Source organism: Psychrobacter sp. Rd 27.2, assembly GCF_001921755.1.
GTDB classification, from domain to species: Bacteria; Pseudomonadota; Gammaproteobacteria; order Pseudomonadales; family Moraxellaceae; genus Psychrobacter; species Psychrobacter celer.
The window spans coordinates 1-19850 of sequence record NZ_MRYB01000006.1; the positions used below are offsets into that span (position 1 = coordinate 1).

Consider the following 19850-nt stretch of genomic DNA (forward strand, 5'->3'; position numbering starts at 1 on the left):
TGCTTAATGTAAAAAAGCCAGATACATAAGGTATCTGACTTAGCAAAAAAACTATCAATCTATTTTAGGACGAGACACTGATCGCTGCTAATCTCGTTTGATCTATTTGTTGCTACCTGATGATATACTCTAGCAACTATCTGCAATAAACCTTTAAATATCTTATACTTAATGACAATATAACCTCTATAAAACCCTCTATATATTTAATTATCTGACTGTTATGCTATCGCCCTCTCATTTGTTGATAGGGTACGACGAATAGTATGCCAAATAACGATACGTTGAACGATAAAACATTAGACAGTCGTGTGATAAATACCAATGATAAATTGTTATGTATCCAAGGTAATAAGTTTTATGCAGAAGGTGAGGTTTACACTGTCGGTAGAATTGTAAATAATAAGTATTTTCAACTGTTAACTGGCAGTAATGAGGATCACTGGTATGCCACACTAGATGAAAAAGGTATTTATGTCAGCTTTGATTCTATGACGCCTGATAATAACAAAGCATGGTTTGATAAGATTGCTTAAATGATGCAAAAGCCCTTGTCCATCGCTGCAGAAGATAAAATACACTGGTCATTACACATGGCCAGTTTTTTACTATGAGCCTTTTTATTAGAGCATGTTATTAGGGCTTTTTTTTAATTGGATTATTATGGAAGCTGGCATTAAAAATACGCTCAAAAAAGAAAAGACAAGTCTTGGCGCTCTCCGTACGCCACTGAAGCTGGCCAATCTGCTGCTATCTTCGGTACATCCTGCCCAGCGGCGAGTGTTTTTGCAGCAGTTATCCAGCCCGCATGACCAATGGCTAGTATTCGGGGGTTGTTTTGTTTAGCCAAAACCTTATGCAACCAGCCTTCAACACGCTCAAATAGCTGCTGCAAACTCTCACCACCATCGGGTGCAAAGTGAGTAAAATCAGCACACCAGTCATCGATCTCTTGCTTGGCGATTTGCGCCCAATCTTGACCGTCCCATTGACCAAAATTAATCTCAGCAAGCTCAAGGGCGACATGACAGGCAAAACCGCGCTGCGCCAATATCTGCCCGACTTTGAGTGAGCGCTGTAATGGGCTTACCCAGATCACCTTTGGCAGTTGATGCTGCCGCACAAAACGCTCGACACGATGCGCCAGACGTTTTAATTTGCGCTTATCGACGGCCACATCACTCTGGCCGATGCAGCGCCCGTCAGTGTCCATAGGTTTTGGATGCCGCCAAATATAAAGCGTCATTGATGAATTTGCCTCCTGTTTTTTTATAGTCAATTCACCATAAAATAAACACAGTGCTACTGAGATGAATTTTTCGTAGCATCTGTCTGCGTAGGCACAGCAAGCAAGGAAAATTTATACCAGTAGCGCGTCATAATACTTGTACTCTTTCATGTAGGACTGACTATATACTTCAGACAAAAGGTATAGAAGCAGCCAGCCCCGCATATATGGCGATTTCACTTACCTGCTGCGTCGCCCCTAGCCCATCACCCGTATAGCCATCTAACCGCCTAAGTAATAAGCGGCGCATATAGTCTGTCGCCAGCAGCGCCAATATCAGCGCTACTATCCACTGGCTCAGACCGATCTGCTGTACAGTGCTCGGAAACAAGTAGACAACGAGCGCGCCTGCCACCAATAGCCAACCACTACTAAACAGCGCTTGTAGCGGTGTCAACTGCTGCGCCATTGGTTTGGCCTTGGCATGCTCGACCTCGCCGCCATACGGCAATAGCGCAAGCAAACTGATACATAATAAGCGCGACGCGGTATGAGCCATAATTAGCGCCACGATAGCCACCGATAACGGCATGGACGCCAGTAAAGAAATCTTAATCAATAGCGCAGAGACTAACCCTAACACGCCATAAGTGCCCAAACGTGAGTCTTTCATAATCGTCAGCGTGCGCTCACGAGTCAGACCACCGCCCAGTCCATCACAGCTATCGGCAAGACCGTCTTCGTGAAAAGCGCCAGTCAGCCTAACTCCAAAGACCGTACTTATCACTGCCGCCACCAAAGGCGTAAATAAAAGACTGCCTAGCCAAAATACGCTCGCGCAAAGTAGCCCAACCAGCAGACCTACCCCAGGAAAATGACGACTACTCTGGTGTAACCACTGCGGATCGTAGGTTTTAAACGCGGGCACCGGCAGGCGCGTCAAAAACTGCACCGCAACCAGTAACAGTATGCCTTCTTGTTTGATACATTGACCAATGCGTGGCGTTGCGACAGACTGCTGTGGCGGCGCTGATCGATCTAAAGGCGCGTTTTCTGACTGCCGTGTTGGTTGCTCCGTTGACTGACCTTTTGGCTGGTTTGGCAATTGGTTTGGTGGCTCGTTCAGCAACTTTGACATTAGCTGTTTTGCTCACTGATGCCAGCATCACTAAAGCTTGCCATCTCGTTTATAAAGCTGCACGCGGACAGCAATAGTGGATAAGCAAGCGCAGCCCCGCTACCCTCGCCCAGACGCATACCCATATCGAGTAATGGCTCAGCATTAAGTAATTTTAATAAATGCGCATGTCCTGGCTCGACTGAGTGATGAGCAAAGATGGCATACTGCGCGACACCTGGCGCTAGATGATCGGCAGCCAATAATGCACTACTGGCAATAAAACCATCAATTAATAAAATACGGCGCTCACTGGCGGCCTGAATCAGCGCCCCTGCCATCATGGCGATCTCAAGCCCGCCTAATGCCGCCAGCACTTCTAATGGCGTCTGTGCGTTTTTATGCCGCTGCAATACTTGGGTCAAAACTGTTGTCTTATGCTGTAGTCCCGCATCGTCAAGTCCCGTACCGCGGCCGATACAATCGGCAATCGACATCTCACCCAAGCGTGCCAGTAATAAACTCGCCGCCGACGTATTGCCAATCCCCATCTCACCGACGATGAGCAAATTACCTGCCAAGCCTTTAGCCACTTCCATACCACTGCTTAGGGCAGCGATGCACTCCGCTTCGCTCATGGCAGGCTCGCTCATGGCATCTCGGCTACCGTATCGAACTTTATAATCGAGCAGCTGCGGATGGTCTTTAAAAGGAGAATTGGCAAAGTCTGCATCCACTCCCGCATCGACGACCTTTAGCTCGATATTATGTTGGCGGGCAAACACATTGATAGCAGCACCACCTTGCAAGAAGTTATAAACCATTTGCGCGGTGACAGCACTTGGATAGGCTGAGGTGCCATGTTTGGTCAAACCGTGATCGGCGGCAAATACTCGAATTTGCGGCTGATAAATTTGCGGCCTCGTCGTCCCTTGAATCATGCCGATTTGCAGCGCCAGCGACTCTAAACGACCCAGCGCGCCACGTGGTTTGGTCTTGAGGTCGATGATTTGCTGTAGATGCTGGCGTAGCTCGTTGTTTTCTATCGTGGCAATGGTGGGGGCGGTAAAGGTGGGCAAGAGAGTCAAGGCAGTCATCCTAATGTCGATGCTATTAAACAAAGAGTACATACTAGCAGAGTATGGAGTTTTTGGCATAACCAAAGGCAGTCGACACCGACTACTATGCTAAATAAATTTCCTCGCTGCCTGTATTTGCTATAGAATATGCGCCTTTAAAAACTCATATCATGACTGCTGTTGTTCTATGATGGCTTTGCTTGATGGCAGATGCTTGCTGATAAGCGTATGGGCACTGACACCAGCATAACCAATGACACAAGCAGTGATGATATCCACCCTATTATGTAGAGACAGTAATGATTGTATTTTGGCTTGTGCTGACCATTCTTTTTATTATTTTTGCCACCGCAAAGCTAAAATGGCATCCTTTTTTAGTGCTGATCCTATCTGCCTTTTTGGTCGCGCTATTTTATCAAGTACCGCTCAACACCGTCGCCAAGACTATCTCTGATGGCTTCGGTGGTATCTTAGGCTATATTGGTCTGGTCATTGTTTTTGGTACTATCATCGGGCTTATCCTAGAAAAGACCGGCGCTGCCATTGTGATGGCGGAGTCTGTCATCAAGGTTTTGGGGCCACGCTTCCCGACTTTGACCATGTCTATCGTCGGTGCCGTCGTCTCAATTCCTGTATTTTGTGACTCAGGCTATATTATTTTAAACTCTTTAAAAGAGTCTTTGGCCGAGCGCTTAAAAGTATCTAGCGTGGCGATGAGTATTGCTTTAGCAACTGGTCTATACGCCACTCATACCTTTGTGCCGCCAACCCCAGGGCCCATCGCTGCAGCGGGTAACTTGGGCTTAGAGTCCAATCTAGGTTTGGTTATTATGGTCGGCGTGGTAGTGACAGCGGTTGCGGTATTGGCAGGCTGGTGGTGGTCCAATCGTTTTTTGAATGTCATGCCTGATAATACAAGTGCACCCGCAGCGACAATGCCTGACAATATCAAAACACGCGATGATTATGGCAGTATGCCGTCTGCCACGATGGCGTTTTTGCCGATTATCGTGCCTATCGTCTTGATTTGCTTATCTTCTATTGCCAACTTTCCAAGCGCGCCTTTCGGTAGCGGCACGCTGGCAGACATCCTCATCTTTATTGGCAATCCTTTGACGGCGCTGCTTATTGGGCTGTTTTTATCGTTTTTACTGATCAACACTGAACAAAAAACGCAGGAGATTAGCGATAGCATCTCGCAAGGCCTCGTGGTGGCAGCACCTATCTTGCTCATCACTGGCGCAGGCGGTGCGTTTGGCGCTATGCTAAAGATCACGCCAATAGGCGACTATTTAGGCACCACACTGTCGGCATTGGGGCTGGGTATTTTTATGCCATTTATTGTCTCGGCTGCGCTAAAAACCGCGCAAGGCTCGACCACTGTCGCGCTGGTCACCACCTCAGCGATGGTTGCACCGTTATTGGATCAAATTGGTCTCGACAGCGAGCTTGGTCGCGTGTTTTGTGTGATGGCGATTGGCGCCGGTGCCATGACAATCTCGCATGCCAACGACAGCTTCTTTTGGATTGTCAGCCAGTTTAGCCGTATGAGTGTCGCGCAAGCGTACAAAGCGCACTCCATGGCGACTGGCATTCAAGGGGTGACCAGTATCCTCTTTATCTGGCTGTTGACCTTGGTATTTATTTAATTGCTGGTTTATAAAATTGAATCGACCATATAAGCAAAAAATATAAGACAAACAAAGAGACATACATGAATATTCTGATCGCCCCCGACTCATTTAAAGAAAGCTTAGAAGCGCTGGATGTGTGCCGCGCTATTCAGTCTGGTTTTAGTCAGGTGTTTCCCAATGCCGACTATACGCTGCTGCCTATGGCTGATGGCGGCGAAGGCACCTCTGCGGTGCTCTCTTATGTACGGGGCGGACGCTGGAAAGAAGTGACGGTCAACGATCCACTTATGCGCCCCATCACCGCCAAGTATCTATTACTAGAAAACGAGACGGCCGTGATTGAGATTGCACACGCCTGCGGTCTGCATTTATTGACGACGGATGAGCGCAACCCGCTAGTCACAAGCACTTACGGAGTGGGTGAGCTGATCGCCGATGCGTTGGATGAAGGCGTCAAGCGCATCATTATTGGTCTAGGCGGTAGTGCTACCAACGACGCCGGACTCGGTATGCTAATGGCGCTGGGTATTACGTTTTATGATCATGATGGCATGCCTTTGGTACAAGGCGGTAGTGCGCTTGCTCATCTGTCACAGCTAGATAGCTCACAATTACATCCAAAACTGCAAGATACCACCTTTGAAGTGGCCTGCGATGTGACCAATCCGTTATGCGGAGCATCGGGCGCCAGTGCTATCTTTGGGCCACAAAAAGGCGCCAGTCCTGAGCAAGTGGCGCTACTAGATAAGGCACTAAGTCATTTTGGAGAGGTATCTGAACAGCATGGCTATCAAAACTGTCAAGACATTGCGGGTGCTGGCGCTGCAGGCGGTCTTGGCTTTGCCTTGATGAGCTTTTGCGGCGCTCGCCTAAAGTCAGGGTTTGATACCGTGGCCGAGGCGGTCAGCTTACCAGCACACATTGCAAACGCTGACTTGGTGATTACTGGTGAAGGTAGGCTCGATGCCCAAAGCGCCATGGGCAAAGTCGCAGGTGGTATCAGCCAACTTGCCAAAGCTGGCGGCAAACCTGTGATTGCCATTTGTGGTAGCGTGGATGGACTGACCGCGGATCAAGCCAGTCACTTTGACATTGTCATGCCCAGTATCCAAAAACTAGATAGCCTAGATAAGGTATTAGGCAGCGCTTATGACAATATTGAGACCACTGCGAGCAATATTGCAGCGGCTATTAAACTTGGGCAATCTCTCGAGCAAGATATAATGCCACTGCCCTGATCATTAAATAATAGGAAAAACAAAATAACGTGCCTTTCTTAGGTTAGCCAGCTTTTTACTGCTTCGATGGCAATTGGTGTGCAAGACCCAAACGTAGAAGATCTGGCCGAGCGCATCGTCGCCGCTGGCGGCAAAAAGCGTATGGAAAAACCGCGCTATTACTACCCTAACCAAAAGCCTTATCGTATGATTTATATGGAAGACCCGTTTGGCAATATCGTTGAGATATATAGCCACAGCTATGAGCTGATATATAGCGAGGGTGCATACTAGGCCGCAGATTTATTGCCTCATACATAGCGTACTCATGATTTAGGTACGCTATTTTTATCACAAGCCAGCTGTTATATCACTGATAAGCCATGCTATCATTTGGGTTTATGTCCCATTATCAAGGAAGATAAATGTACAACACCCATACGCCTGAAACCAATGATCCGTTCGTTATCAGAGAAAACCATAAAGAGGCAAACGGCGTCGTCACGCTTACTCTCAATCGCCCCAAACAATTCAATGCGCTATCAAGCGATATGCTCACCGCCATGCAGACAGAGCTGGACAATATCGCCCAAGACAGCAATATCCGTGTGGTCGTCATCGCGGCGGCTGGCAAGGCATTTTGTGCAGGTCACAATCTAAAAGAGATGCGCGCCCACTCGGATGAAGCATTTCACAGCGCATTATTTAAACAATGCAGCCAGATGATGCTGACCATCAACCAGATGCCGCAAGTCGTGATTGCCAAAGTACAGGGCATCGCCACTGCCGCAGGCTGTCAGCTGGTCGCCGCTTGCGATCTCGCCGTGGCGGCTGATGAAGCCAAGTTTGCCACCTCTGGCATCAATGTCGGGCTGTTTTGCTCGACGCCGGCTGTCGCTGTCAGTCGCAACCTCTCTCGCAAGCAAGCGTTTGAGATGCTCATCACTGGTGAATTTATCGATGCCCGTACCGCCTTGCAGCAAGGGCTTATTAACCGTGTCGCGCCAGCGGATCAGTTGGCGGCCAGCCTACACACTTTAATCGATAGCATCACTGCCAAATCCTCTGTCGCGCTCAAAACTGGCAAGGATATGTTTTATCAGCAGTTGGAGATGGACTTGGCAGACGCCTATGACTATGCAGGCAAAGTGATGAGCTGCAATATGATGGCAGATGACGTGCGTGAGGGCATTGATGCGTTTATCGAAAAGCGCGATGCTGTATGGACGGGACGATAAGACTCACGCGCCAGTGTGACTGGCCACCATAATGTGATTGAAAAGCATGATTAAACATGTGATTAAAAATCCACCTTGCCGCGTAACGCTTTTATTTTGCCGCGCTGCGTCTTTTGATCGACTCGTTTACGCTTAGCACTTTTGCTGGGTTTGGTTGGTTTACGTGTCGGCAGCGTTTTCGTGGATTGCAAAATAAAGGCTTTGAGGCGCTCAAGCGCATCTATCTTATTGCGCTCCTGCGTACGGTACTGCTGCGCTTTTAATACAAAGATACCATCTTTGGTGACACGGCTATCTTTACTGTTTAATAAACGCTGTTTGTGCTCCTCGCTTAAGCTTGAGGCATTGATATCAAAGCGTAGGTGAATGGCCGAGGCGACTTTATTGACGTTTTGTCCGCCTGCCCCTTGCGCACGAATGGCATGCATCTCCACGTCGCTATCGCTCAGACGCATGGTATGACTGATAAAAATCATAAGACTCTTTTTTGTTGTATATGGTTTTTATGATATGGGGCTTAACTTGGCATTTATAAACCGCAGTAGAGTAATGACAAAAAAGCTAACAGCAAGAAGCCAAAGGACAATACCAATAAAGAATACCAATAAAAAAGGACACGATATCGCTATCATGTCCTTTTTGTTTGGCTCTGACTGCATACTATAGTCAATTCTAAATAAAACAGATACATTATATGTCAACGTGGAACTGGTATAAATTTTCCTTGCGTGCTGTGCCTGCGCTGCTCGATGCTGCGTAAAATTTATCCCAGTACCACTGTATCGTTTTTATATTGAACTCACTATAATAGCAGCGCTCCGCTCGTAGCAACGCTAAGCTACTCTGCGGCAGTGGCAATCATCTCGACGAGTAGCTCAGGACGCGCCAGTGCAGACTCGCCGCAAGCACGCGCTGGTGGCTGTATGCCTTCAAACCACTTATCCCATACTTCATTCATCGCAGCAAAGTCTGCCATGTCTTTAATCCAAACGGTCACAGAGAGTAGCTTTGATTTATCGCTACCAACCTCTTCGAGCAATGCTTGGATTTTTTCTAGGCAAGTGAGGGTTTGAGCTTTAATGTCGTCTTCTGCGTTGCCCACCTGACCGCACAGATAAACGGTCTGGTTGTGTACCACGATTTTACTCATACGCTGATTGCTGTGTAGCTTTTTCATCGTATTTTATCCTTAATATCTAACGAAAGTTAAGTTGCATTTGTCCGGTAAGTAGCTCTAGCGCCTAGCGAGAAAAACGCTGAGCGCTAAATGGGGTGATATCGACCAATAGCGGCTTATCATGAATCATCTCTTCTACGATGCGTCCTGTCATCGGCCCCAAAGTAAAGCCTTGATGGCTATGACCAAAGGCAAACCAGAGCTTGTCATGCTTAGGTGCAGGACCAATGACCGGCTTCATATCTGGCATACAAGGACGCGAGCCTGCCCACGCTTCGCTCTCGACAGCGTCATCTAGCGGTAGAATTTTGCGCGCGAATTTTAGGACGGTCTGTAATTGGCCGAAGTTTTTTGGCGCGTTCATGGTGGTCATCTCAGCACCGGTGGTGATGCGAATACCTTGCTGCATCGGTCCCATGACAAAGCCTTTGTCCATATCAAACATACTGTGATGGATGGTGTTTTTGTCCGTCACTTTAAAGTGCTGATGGTAGCCGCGCATCGGGAACAACGGCAGGTTATAACCCAGTGGTTTGATCAAGTCGTTTGACCAAGGGCCGGCAGCGATGACCAGCTTATCACTATAGTAGGTCTCTTTATCCGTGATGATTTTCCAGCCTTCACCTTCTTTGACGATTTCTTTTACGTCACTTTCTTTGATCGTCCCTTGCATCTCTTCGAAGTTTTTGGCGTAAGCTTTGACCAAGGCGCTTGGGTTTGAAACTTGCCACGAGTTGAGCCAATGAATCGCGCCCACAAACCCATCAAAGTTGGCACTCGGCTCCATCGCTTTCAACTCTGCAAGACTCAGTACGTTGTGCTCGACGCCCTGCTCGCGAGCCGCAATGGCTGATTCGATTGCCTCTTTAAAGGTGTCTTCAGAGCGATGCAGCTGCAACCATCCATCACGCGTGATCAGCTCATCGGCACCAGATGCCGAAATCATGGTTTGATGCTCGCTGGTACAATGCGCAATCAGCGTCTGCCATTCAGCTTCGATTTTTTTAACCGTGGCTGGCGCCGAGTACTTCCAGTATTGCAGCAAGGCTTGATGATAACGCAAAAGAGCCGGTATCCGATAACGAATATCAGTACCTTGGTTGGGCAGTACGCGAATCATCTCTGTCAGCTGACGCGGGAAAGGATGAGTATGGATGGCTTCACGCTGGATCAAGCCAGCATTTCCATAAGAGGTCTCTGACCCTGGGAGTTTTTTATCTAGTAACAGTACTTGCGAATTATTTTTTTGTAGATGCCACGCAATTGAGGTGCCAACCATGCCAGCACCAATAACAATAACCTCATAGCGCATAGAATATCCTTTCCTAACAGGTAGTAGAGTCTTGCATATCAGGGGGTGATAATAACGCGAACCTGATAATTAATAAACCCATATTTAACGGATTTTTTCGCCGAAAAATACTTTTGGTTATACGTTTTTAATAAAGGTATTTTTTTCAGGAATAACAGGCTATTTTATCAAACATAAAGCCCGCAAGCGCCCCACTCGCCTGATATTAATGGCGCACCTGCGCGCAAATCACACGTGGCGATAGCTCATAAGAGCGCCCATAACAAGGGCATCGTCATATGTGTATTTTGATGTCAGTACTGAGACCAGTCTTGCGATAGATATTTGAGTCCAAATACACCGCAACAACCTCACCCTTATCCTCGGAAAATTTGCTACAATATGCCCAATTTTGGCTGGCGCTTTCATCGAGCATCGGCCGACCTTATTTTATAATACTATCGAGAGACCATTATGGGTTTTAATTGCGGCATCGTCGGCCTACCAAACGTGGGCAAATCCACCTTATTTAATGCGTTGACCAAAGCGGGCATCGCTGCTGAAAACTTTCCGTTTTGTACCAAAGACCCCAATACCGGCATCGTGCCTGTACCAGATCCTCGTCTCAAAAAACTGGCCGATATTGTCAATCCTGAGCGCGTGCTACCTACGACCATGGAGTTTGTCGATATCGCAGGTTTGGTCGCAGGCGCATCCAAAGGTGAAGGCATGGGTAACCAGTTTTTGGCCAATATCCGTGAGACCGACGCGATTGCACATGTGGTACGCTGTTTTGACGATGACAACGTCGTCCACGTCGACGGCCGCGTCAGCCCTATCGATGACATCGAAACCATCAATACAGAGCTGGCGCTCGCAGACTTAGAAGCAGTCGAGCGCGCTATTCAAAACCAAAGCAAAAAAGCCAAAGGCGGTGATAAAGACGCGCAGGCCATGCTTGAGGTATTCAAAAAAATCGAACCTTTATTGGCTGAAGGCAAAGCAGCACGCGCAGCAGGTCTGGATAAAGATGAGCAAAAACTGATCCGCAGCTATGGTTTGATCACTTTGAAACCGACCATGTATATCGCCAACGTGAGCGAGGATGGTTTTGAAAACAACCCTTATCTTGATGCGGTGCGCGACTACGCCACAGGCGAAGACTCGATCGTTATCGCTTTGTGCAACCAAATCGAATCTGAAATCGCGCAGCTCGACGAAGACGACAAAAAAGACTTTTTAGAAGACATGGGCATGGAAGAAGCTGGTCTTGATCAAGTGATTCGTGCAGGTTACGACTTACTTGATATGCAGACTTACTTTACTGCTGGGGTCAAAGAAGTGCGCGCATGGACGGTCGCTATCGGCGCTACTGCACCGCAAGCTGCTGGTGTTATCCATACCGATTTTGAGCGCGGCTTTATTCGTGCTGAGGTCATCGCTTATGATGACTTTATCGAGTATAACGGCGAAAAAGGCGCTGCAGCCGCTGGCAAATCTCGCCTAGAAGGCAAGACCTATATCGTCCAAGACGGCGATGTGATGCACTTTAGATTTAACGTGTAACTCTAAATAGTATAGCTTGTTTAAAGTTAATTAGCCGATGTTGGATATTCTCCATCATCGGCTTTATTTTATCGCTACATTGTTATATTATAACATATCTTTATTTACTTATTTTAGGGTTCATACTGTGAATAATTATTTTTCTAGCCTTGCAGGTATTACTATATTAGGAAGTGTGATGGCAGGCTCTCTATTGGGCTGTCAGCCAAACAACGATACCGATACAATGGCAGGCTCTCTATTGGGCTGTCAGCCAAACAACGATACCGATACAGCGGTATCTAAAGAAGCACCAGTAGATAATCACGTCGATCATGAACAAGGTCATGAAATTCATGACAATAAAGAGCATGAAGAGCACGGCTACGAAGAGCATAGCGATATGGAACACGGTCATGAAGGGCCTAATAATCATGAAGATCACAGTCATGAGAGTCATATTCACGATGAACATGCGCACGCAGGACACGATCATGCAGCTCATACCAGCAACAGCACTCCTTTCTCTTGTGAGCCTACTGCTACTATTGGCGTTTCTTATCATAGCGACAGTACACCGCAGACAGCGCATTTGCTCATCGATGGTATCGAATACGACTTGACCGCTAGCGCTGAGAGCAATGACCAACAAACCTATATGAGCGATATCGGTCTTGATGACCGCCACGGCATCATCTGGCAAGTCAGTGGTGATGAGGCGATACTACTGAACAAAACCTTAGATGATGAGGTCGCCATCAGCGATGAGCAGATACTTTTTAACTGCCATACAGCCTAGCAATCATCACGCTGAGCGGTGGTATGAAATACGAAAGCGGTACTAAGTAGCAGCTGTGCCAAGGATGCTATTTTTGCTATGCTAGAGGCTCCCTTGGTTTTGGATATTTTTATATGCTAGGCACCTCTATGTCTTTGTCGTCTGCCACCACCCAATGGTCTCATCTTCTAAACGCTCAGCGCCTCGGCGCTCATAAAAAACACAATGCCAATACCAGCACTCGCTCTCAGTTTCATAAAGATTATGACAGGCTGGTATTTTCGCACTCTTTTCGTCAGCTCAATCAAAAGACCCAAGTACATCCTTTGACCAATCAGCTGGGTATTCATACCCGTCTGACCCACTCTCTTGAAGTCTCTTGTATCGGGCGCTCTTTGGGTATGATGGCAGCAGAAAAGCTCCATGATAAGCTGTCCCACGGTCTGCCCACTGGGGTTTCGCCTGCTGATGTCGGGGTCATCGTACAAGCAGCGTGTCTGGCCCATGATATCGGCAACCCGCCATTTGGGCACGCAGGTGAGTACGCCATTCGCGACTGGTTTGCCCATCCTGAGCGGCAGGCGGTTTTGCAGCATTTATCCCCATCTGAGCAGTTGGATTTATTGGCCTACGAAGGTAACGCGCAAGGGTTTCGTTTGCTCGCACGTAACGAGCATCATCCTGATAAAGGCGGCATGCGTTTGACTTGCGCAACCTTGGGCGCTTTTATGAAATATCCTTGGCTGGCCACCCACAGCAATGACAGCTCACACCTTACCTACCCGCAGCGCCCTGCTGCCACCTTACAAGCCCGTCCATCGCAAGCCAAAAAAGTACAAAAATTTGGCTGCTTTTATAGTGAAGCGGCGCAGCTAGAAACCTTAGCATCGTGTTTAAATCTGCCGCGCTCCAAGCAGCATGACGGTTTTGCCCGTCATCCACTGGCATATCTATTAGAGGCGGCGGATGATATTTGTTACGCATTGATTGATTTAGAAGACGGCATCAATCTAAATATGCTGACTTATCAAGATGTGGCGGCGATATTTTATGAGCTGATCGGTGAGCGACCTTGTACCATCGAGTTACCTGCTCATATGTCTGTCAGACAAAGTCTGGCATCACTGCGCGCGCGGGCGATGATGCGCTTGGTCAATACCGTGACGGATGCTTTTGTTGCCAATGATGACGCATTACTGGCGGGAACCCTTAGCGGCAGCCTGTTTGCCCACTGTGATACCAGCGTACAAAGCGGCATCCATCAAGCCAAGCAGCTGGCGCGTGAGCAGATATTTAACCATCCAAGTAAAGTACGTATGGAGCTGATGGCCAATCAATGCCTGCATCGTCTTTTAGATGCCTTTATGCCGCTGGCGTGGACGGGGAGTACGATCATAAGCGCCGCGCAGCCTATGTCTTTTGAGCAGGAGCGTTTGCTAAAGCTGCTACAGCCGCACTTAGATGAGCAGCGCCGTACGTTATCAGACAATGTCTATCATAATATTTTAAGCATTCTAGATTTTATTACGGGTATGAACGATCATGAAGCCTATCGACTGGCGCAAGAGTTACAGGGGCATTGGGGGACGATGGTATAAACCGTGTCCGTTTGAAAAACCGCGATAAAAAAATGAATGGGTGCGATATGGCGACTATTGAGTTAACAGTCGTTGCGTATTTTGGTCGTATTTGTGCGCTAAAATGCGTATGATAACCCTTTACTGGATAATTTTTGAAATACTATGAGTAGTCGCGAACAAAAAAAACTTCAAACTCGGCACGCTTTTTTTAATGCGGTGCTCGATTTATGTATGACTGGTCAAGCCTTTAGCTCTATTAGTCTTCGGCAGGTCACCCGCGAGGTGGGCGTGGTTCCGACGGCATTTTATCGGCATTTTGACGATATGGAATCGCTTGGTCGCGCCTTAGTGATTGAGGAGCTTGGCAGTACACTCGCTATACTGAGTGATAGCCTGCAGATTGGCCGTAAGCGCAGTTTTGATCGGCAAATCGCCAAAAGTATCCAGCTGTTTTTGTATATGGTCAGCGATCAGCCGTACTATTGGCAGTTTTTGGTCAGTGAGCGCTATGGCGGCTCTGATGCGGTGCGCAAAGCCATCAGCGATCTGGTCAAAAATCACACGCAAAACCTAGCCGATGACTTAGCGTTGCAGCCAGCCTTTACTCACATCAATGCTTATGATCGACGGCTACTGGCTGAAGCTGGCATCAATATGTTTTTTTCTTGGATCATCGATTGGTTGGAGCTGACTTACACCGAAGATCATGATGACGAGATCGATCTAAACGAAATCGAAAAAAACAAACAACTGATGCTCCATAACTGTACTCGGCAAGCACAGATGCTGTTTTATGGTGCGTACAACTGGAAATCAAGCGAAGAGACTCGTTTAAAAGATTAGCGGCTCTACAGCTTAAAAGCTGGGTCTAAAGGCCCACAAGCGCTGTGCCACCACCTGAATATGCTTAGCGATTTTATCGGTCTCACTCGCGACGCCCTCGTTGTTGCCGCCGCTACTGTTTGCGGCATTGGCAGGCGTTTTGCTGATCAGTATGGTGGCAAAGCGTTGTTTTTCTGCACCAGTATCAGCAGCCGTGATCAGCGCCATAAATGCTTGGCTTTCGGTAGCAAGCAGCGGAGTCAACGCTCGGCGCTCGTCAGCGCTCACCGTACCAAGCGCTGGTAGTTGCCACAGCGCATCAATCGCCGCTAATGCTTGCTGGCCGCGCATATCGACCAGCGCCTGCATCTGCTGACGATCAGCCGTCTCTGTTAGGGCAGCGAGCAAAACCGGTCTGGCAGTATTGATATTGATAGGCAAATAATAAGGTACTACAGTAATATAAGGACGTAGTGCTGCTAAATCCTCAGCGCTGACCTTTTCGATATCTTGCAGCTGCTCCACACTGACAAATGGCTGATTGGGCAGTGTACTGGACGCGCCCCTTGATTGCTGTCCATAGACCACACCTTCATCACCGCCATCTTGATAAACCGTGCTGTCACTATCTTGGTAGTCAAGCACGGCTATAGCAATCTCTGGTGCCAAATTTAACTGTACCAGCAACCTCTGAAATACCGCCAATGCGGTGCCATCCACTGCGCCGTCATGATATAAGTTATTGATATTAAATCGACTGGCTTCATCACGCACCTCGATGCTGATACTATGCCCATCCAAGGTATACGGCGGGATCGGCTGCGCCCAGATATCTTGCTCACTATCCGTCTCATTTAGCGCATCATCAGCGCGAATCAGCGTCACGGCCAGCTGTTGACCAGCATGGATGTCTTGTAAAAGCTGGTTTTGCTCAAACAACAACCCACTGCGTCTAATGGCAATCTTTTGACTGGCCAGCATGGCACCTGCCACGACGGTGATGCTGACCACCAGTAGCAATATCGTCAATAAGGCAACCCCGCGCTGTGAGTTCGCTGTCATCGACATAACTGCCCTCTAGTATCGAATAAAGGATGCATTTAGACACCGCCCCCTGCATCATCGTTTTGGGCACCGCCATTATCATCATTGTTACTGTTGTCATCATTAACTGTATTTGCTGTTTTAAAGCTATCAACAGCTAGCGACTTAGGAGCGAGCGCCCATTGCCACGTGATTGGCATGTCTTGATAAGTAAAGCTCACCGCCACACCTTTTGGCAAAAGAGTGCTTTTGGCCTGAGTATTAGCAGTATTGGCTACGCGGCTCGTTTGAGTTGCCGATGTGCTCAAGCGCTCCCCCTCTGTATTAGGGAATTGATCACTTGGCTCTGGTATTAAAGCCTGCCAGCGTCCTGCACTCACGCCTTTTAATAGCACACTATCTAAGCTTGTGCTCTCGCCATTCATACTATGGATACTATGATATTGACGGCGAATTAGCTGATCGTTAGCAAACACATAGGCGATCCGCTGCACACTAGCGCTACTCTGATAGCGTGGATCAGGATCGGCAAATCGTACAAAACTGACAGACTCGCCATCCACGCTCATAAACGGCTGAGGCGGCGGAAGTGTTGCTTGCGGATCTGTGCTGCTATTATTGGTTAAGCCGTCAGTCGTTGACGCTTCACTCGCCTGATAAGCAATGACTTGCCCCATATCTTGTTGCAACTGCAAATACGCGTATTGTAATGCTGCCAAATCATCTGCATGACGCTGGGCGCGCTCACGCGACTTACTGACACTGTCAAACACTTGCCACCCTGCGACTGCTAGCATGGCAAATATCGCCATTGCTAGCAGCAGCTCTAGTAAAGTAAAGCCGCGCTGCTGTCTCATGGCGCACCGCCTGATGCGGCCAAACCTGCCAAATCTAGGCTGCCGATGTCTTGCTCACTATTGCTTAGCATCACACTGATATCGGTCACAGCCGTACGTGCTTGGCCATCTACTATCGGCGCAACTGAAATATTTACTTCTTTTAGCGCAGGTGTGATCGCCTCATTGACCGTCATGACCACCTGCCAATCTCGGCCTTGGGCATTGATCGTTTGGGTGCGATTGGCCGTCAGCCACGTCTCTTGAATACGTAAATCCGCCGCCGCGTTTTGTGCCACAAAATGCGCCAGTGTACGGGTTCGCAGTATGTCGACTGAGCTTAAATAAGCGCTACTGGCGCGGCTGGCTGCAACAGCAACCACGGCCAAAATCGCTAGCGCCACCATCACCTCTATCAACGTAAAGCCGCGCTGACTCTGCTCTAAATCTGATGAGGCAGCTTTATCATAAGCGTTGGTGTGTTGGCTCATCACTTACTGTCCTTGTCCAATCATCATACTACCGTCGGGCATGATCGTGATCACATCACCCACCAGCCGCGCCTCATGCAGCACCTCGATGGTCACCGGCGTGGCCTGCCCTGTACCAAACCAAACCACCTGCGGCACCATTTGACCGACAAACCAAGGCTGCAATGTCTGAGCTTGCTGAGTGCTTGATACCTCTACAGCCGCCAAGCTCTGCACCCTGATATGAACACCAGATGGCAGCTCAGGCAGCGTCACCTCCGTCTCAGTCTCCCAGCTTGGCGTTGGCAAGGCTTCATCAGAACCACCGCTCATGGTAGTCAGCTCTGCCGACAGCTCCATGGCATTTTTGGGCGTACTATCATTGGTATCTGCTGAGATGCTCGCTGCCTGATACGCGGCATAGGGATTGGACAAGGTCACAATCACAGGCGTCACCTGACCGCGCTTATCGGCCTGCAGACTAAGACCCATCGGCTGCATACGCTCAGCAGACAATAACCGTACATAGCTGAGTGAGTCGGTAAGATGCTCATAAAACGCGCGGTTTTTACGCGCTTCACTACTGCCCACAGATAGGCTCATCATACCAGCAAATATCGACAATATGACCACCACTACCACGATTTCGACCAGCGTAAAGCCTGTTTGAGAGTTAGAAGACATGAAGTGCGAGTGTGCCGAAGCAGATGTATGAACAAAAGAAGTACGGGCGTTTTTTATGAAAGGAAGTGTATGACCATCAGCATCAGGCATAAACGCCTTATCATACCGCTTATACTGACTAAATTCTGATTGAATCAATCTTAGAGAGCTGGTCGCTGAGCGAGTCTGAGTCTGAGTCTTGACAGTGACCGGCATATTGCACCTATAAGCTCATGATTGTATTAAGGTAAGTACAAAAATTCTCTGTGCTGCCTGCCAAGAGGCCACAGCACAGAGCGATGTGACTGCCTACATTGGGCACTGTGTTTATCTGTTGAGGTATGTGCTCTTAACTTATGTACGTCATCATTTTGAACACGGGAAATCCGCTAAAACACAAGAAACGCGCTAATAATTGGTATTACGGTGCTCTTCTGATTCTGTATCGATTTGCTCTACCAACTCTTGCATGTCCTCATCCATCACGTCGTCGTCAGCAGCTGGATAGTGACTTGGCAACTCCAGCATTTGCTGCACAAAAGCATAACGCAAGGTGTCGCGGCGACCCAAATAACGCTGATAAAAACTTGAGTTTAATAACCCCGCCCCGCCTTGACCCATCGCCCAAATCGACGACAAATAATCACGAGTGCTCAAACTACTGTGCTCGTCTTTTAGATACGCGCTGATGATGTCGATCAAACGCTTCATACGCTGACGGCGAATGTCGTACAGCTCGCCAAACAAGCGGTTAAGACCTGTCACCGAGGCCGCCAGACGCTCTTCTATCTGGTTGAGCAACATGGCTTTTTGGGGATTAAACAGTTGCTGCAAAATCATACGAGCCACCCCCGCTGATGGGCAGTCATCAATACGGTTGATCTCAAACAACTGCTCTTCATAACGAATAATAATACGCAAATACAGCTCATCTTTACTGGAGAAATGCTTATATAACGTGCCTTTGGCCAAATCCAGCTGATCTGCCAAACTGTCCAAAGTGATATCACCATCGCCGGACTCAAGTAACAGTTGCTCTGCCATCGCTAAGATATTCTCTTCTCGTGCTTTGAACTGATGCTGACGACTCATAATCTCTCCTAAAACTTGACAAGATTAAGCATATAACCATCGTTTATACGGATGTATCGGCAACAAGCGGATGCAACTATATGAAGACTGCTCGAGAACTGCCAAAGGGAATATGCTCGTGTTTGCTAAATAGTCATGGGTAACTGCCTGATTACGCTCGATATTAGAAATAAAAAAGAGACAAAATCCTCATATTACCCGACAAATGACTGAGTGGTCATAGCATAACCATTTTAGCAGTACTGTGCCAGCAAATTTTCAAAGTTTTTTGCTGTCAGCGCTCCAACCTCCTCACTGTCACACTCATACATCTGAGCCAGATAACGGGCGACATACGGCACATAGGCAGGCTCATTGGGTTTGCCGCGCTTGGGGACAGGAGCCAGATAAGGGCTGTCGGTTTCGATGAGGATTCTATCTTTGGGCATCTTGCGCGCCGCATCTTGAATCATCTGTGCGCTCTTAAAACTGACGATGCCTGAAAACGAGATATAAAATCCTAGATCCAGCGCTCGTTTGGCCGTCTCCCAATCTTCAGTAAAACAATGAATAATGCCATGCTCAGCGCCTTCTGCTTTTAGGATATCAAGTGTATCTTTTTTGGCATCGCGCATGTGCACCACCAAGGGTTTTTTGAGCTGCTGGCTGGCATAGATATGACGAGCAAGACTTGCTTGCTGCTCTTTTTTATTTTCTGTTGACCAGTAGTAATCCAGTCCCGTCTCCCCAATGGCCCAGACATGCTCAGCATCAGCGGTTTGTATCAGCCGCTCGGTTGTCGCGGATTGCAGCACTGTGATATCTTCACAAGGATGAATGCCGACACTCATGCCCAGCTCTAACACCTCATCGCTATGAGTGCTGACAATATGAGCGATGTCATCATATTCAGCAAAATCACACATAATCGCCATCGCGCGCGTGACATTGGCTGCTTTCATCGCGTCAATTGCGCCGGACAGTTGACCATCATATTTGGTTAAATCCAGGCGGTTTAGATGACAATGCGTATCAGTAAACATAAACACTCTCGTTAATT

Annotated in this window: 21 protein-coding genes; 9 read left to right on the top strand and 12 right to left on the bottom strand. The window is 48.0% G+C overall.

Annotated features, from left to right (window positions below; translation table 11 throughout):
- Positions 1 to 266 precede the first annotated feature (266 nt).
- Complete coding sequence (locus tag BTV99_RS06525) at positions 267 to 536, top strand: hypothetical protein (protein WP_241900688.1); 270 nt, start codon at positions 267 to 269, stop codon at positions 534 to 536.
- A gap of 152 nt (positions 537 to 688) precedes the next feature.
- Here the strand turns inward: BTV99_RS06525 and BTV99_RS06530 are convergent, their stop codons facing one another.
- The 3 genes from BTV99_RS06530 to cobT all read right to left on the bottom strand — a co-directional run bounded on the left by BTV99_RS06530 (position 689) and on the right by cobT (position 3442).
- Entirely contained in the window at positions 689 to 1246 is a 558-nt protein-coding gene (locus BTV99_RS06530; RefSeq protein ID WP_075101576.1) for a histidine phosphatase family protein, read from the bottom strand.
- A 172-nt stretch (positions 1247 to 1418) separates the two neighbouring features.
- Complete coding sequence (cobS, locus tag BTV99_RS06535; RefSeq protein WP_083608559.1) at positions 1419 to 2366, bottom strand: adenosylcobinamide-GDP ribazoletransferase; 948 nt, start codon at positions 2364 to 2366, stop codon at positions 1419 to 1421.
- Positions 2366 to 3442, bottom strand: coding sequence for a nicotinate-nucleotide--dimethylbenzimidazole phosphoribosyltransferase (gene cobT / locus BTV99_RS06540; protein ID WP_075101577.1), 1077 nt, complete (start codon positions 3440 to 3442; stop codon positions 2366 to 2368). Before cobT ends, cobS begins: the two co-directional genes overlap by 1 nt.
- 281 nt (positions 3443 to 3723) lie before the next feature.
- Between cobT and BTV99_RS06545 the strand changes: the two genes are divergently transcribed.
- The 4 genes from BTV99_RS06545 (at position 3724) to BTV99_RS06560 (ending at position 7513) form a co-directional block, all read left to right on the top strand.
- Entirely contained in the window at positions 3724 to 5073 is a 1350-nt protein-coding gene (locus BTV99_RS06545) for a GntP family permease (RefSeq protein ID WP_075101578.1), read from the top strand.
- Positions 5074 to 5138: 65 nt separating this feature from the next.
- Positions 5139 to 6296 carry a glycerate kinase gene (locus tag BTV99_RS06550; RefSeq protein ID WP_075101579.1) on the top strand — a complete coding sequence of 386 codons (1158 nt, stop codon included), beginning with the start codon at positions 5139 to 5141 and terminating at the stop codon, positions 6294 to 6296.
- A gap of 78 nt (positions 6297 to 6374) precedes the next feature.
- Positions 6375 to 6569 (top strand): hypothetical protein, encoded by a 195-nt coding sequence (locus BTV99_RS06555; RefSeq protein WP_241900689.1) that lies wholly within the window; start codon positions 6375 to 6377, stop codon positions 6567 to 6569.
- Positions 6570 to 6700: 131 nt separating this feature from the next.
- Positions 6701 to 7513 (top strand): enoyl-CoA hydratase, encoded by an 813-nt coding sequence (locus tag BTV99_RS06560; protein ID WP_075101580.1) that lies wholly within the window; start codon positions 6701 to 6703, stop codon positions 7511 to 7513.
- Between the two features lie 62 nt (positions 7514 to 7575).
- Here BTV99_RS06560 and arfB read toward each other — a convergent pair whose 3' ends face one another.
- From arfB to BTV99_RS06575, 3 genes are all read right to left on the bottom strand, one after another.
- Positions 7576 to 7989, bottom strand: coding sequence for an alternative ribosome rescue aminoacyl-tRNA hydrolase ArfB (arfB, locus tag BTV99_RS06565; RefSeq protein WP_075101581.1), 414 nt, complete (start codon positions 7987 to 7989; stop codon positions 7576 to 7578).
- A gap of 362 nt (positions 7990 to 8351) precedes the next feature.
- On the bottom strand, positions 8352 to 8690 hold the full coding sequence (locus tag BTV99_RS06570) for a RidA family protein (RefSeq protein ID WP_075101582.1): 339 nt from the start codon (positions 8688 to 8690) through the stop codon (positions 8352 to 8354).
- 64 nt (positions 8691 to 8754) lie between these two features.
- A complete protein-coding gene (locus BTV99_RS06575; protein ID WP_075101583.1) occupies positions 8755 to 10002 on the bottom strand; it encodes an FAD-binding oxidoreductase in 1248 nt (415 codons plus the stop codon).
- Between the two features lie 453 nt (positions 10003 to 10455).
- On the opposite strand from BTV99_RS06575, the gene ychF reads away from it, so the two are divergent.
- The 4 genes from ychF (at position 10456) to BTV99_RS06595 (ending at position 14727) form a co-directional block, all read left to right on the top strand.
- A complete protein-coding gene (gene ychF / locus BTV99_RS06580) occupies positions 10456 to 11547 on the top strand; it encodes a redox-regulated ATPase YchF (protein WP_075101584.1) in 1092 nt (363 codons plus the stop codon).
- Positions 11548 to 11725: 178 nt separating this feature from the next.
- Positions 11726 to 12325 (top strand): hypothetical protein, encoded by a 600-nt coding sequence (locus BTV99_RS06585; RefSeq protein ID WP_075101585.1) that lies wholly within the window; start codon positions 11726 to 11728, stop codon positions 12323 to 12325.
- A 128-nt stretch (positions 12326 to 12453) separates the two neighbouring features.
- Positions 12454 to 13902 carry a deoxyguanosinetriphosphate triphosphohydrolase gene (locus tag BTV99_RS06590; RefSeq protein WP_172953079.1) on the top strand — a complete coding sequence of 483 codons (1449 nt, stop codon included), beginning with the start codon at positions 12454 to 12456 and terminating at the stop codon, positions 13900 to 13902.
- Between the two features lie 144 nt (positions 13903 to 14046).
- Positions 14047 to 14727 (top strand): TetR family transcriptional regulator, encoded by a 681-nt coding sequence (locus BTV99_RS06595; RefSeq protein WP_075101587.1) that lies wholly within the window; start codon positions 14047 to 14049, stop codon positions 14725 to 14727.
- Between the two features lie 12 nt (positions 14728 to 14739).
- Here BTV99_RS06595 and gspK read toward each other — a convergent pair whose 3' ends face one another.
- The 6 genes from gspK to BTV99_RS06625 all read right to left on the bottom strand — a co-directional run bounded on the left by gspK (position 14740) and on the right by BTV99_RS06625 (position 19833).
- Complete coding sequence (gene gspK, locus BTV99_RS06600) at positions 14740 to 15768, bottom strand: type II secretion system minor pseudopilin GspK (RefSeq protein WP_075101719.1); 1029 nt, start codon at positions 15766 to 15768, stop codon at positions 14740 to 14742.
- 38 nt (positions 15769 to 15806) lie between these two features.
- Entirely contained in the window at positions 15807 to 16607 is an 801-nt protein-coding gene (gene gspJ / locus BTV99_RS06605; protein ID WP_075101588.1) for a type II secretion system minor pseudopilin GspJ, read from the bottom strand.
- Entirely contained in the window at positions 16604 to 17077 is a 474-nt protein-coding gene (gene gspI, locus BTV99_RS06610; RefSeq protein ID WP_075101589.1) for a type II secretion system minor pseudopilin GspI, read from the bottom strand. The genes gspJ and gspI overlap by 4 nt, the downstream gene beginning before the upstream one ends.
- Before the next feature lie 3 nt (positions 17078 to 17080).
- Positions 17081 to 17935: a prepilin-type N-terminal cleavage/methylation domain-containing protein gene (locus BTV99_RS06615; RefSeq protein ID WP_256713742.1), complete on the bottom strand. Its 855-nt coding sequence runs from the start codon at positions 17933 to 17935 to the stop codon at positions 17081 to 17083.
- A gap of 192 nt (positions 17936 to 18127) precedes the next feature.
- Positions 18128 to 18811, bottom strand: coding sequence for a TetR/AcrR family transcriptional regulator (locus tag BTV99_RS06620; RefSeq protein ID WP_075101590.1), 684 nt, complete (start codon positions 18809 to 18811; stop codon positions 18128 to 18130).
- Between the two features lie 233 nt (positions 18812 to 19044).
- On the bottom strand, positions 19045 to 19833 hold the full coding sequence (locus tag BTV99_RS06625; protein ID WP_075101591.1) for a TatD family hydrolase: 789 nt from the start codon (positions 19831 to 19833) through the stop codon (positions 19045 to 19047).
- Positions 19834 to 19850: the final 17 nt, after the last annotated feature.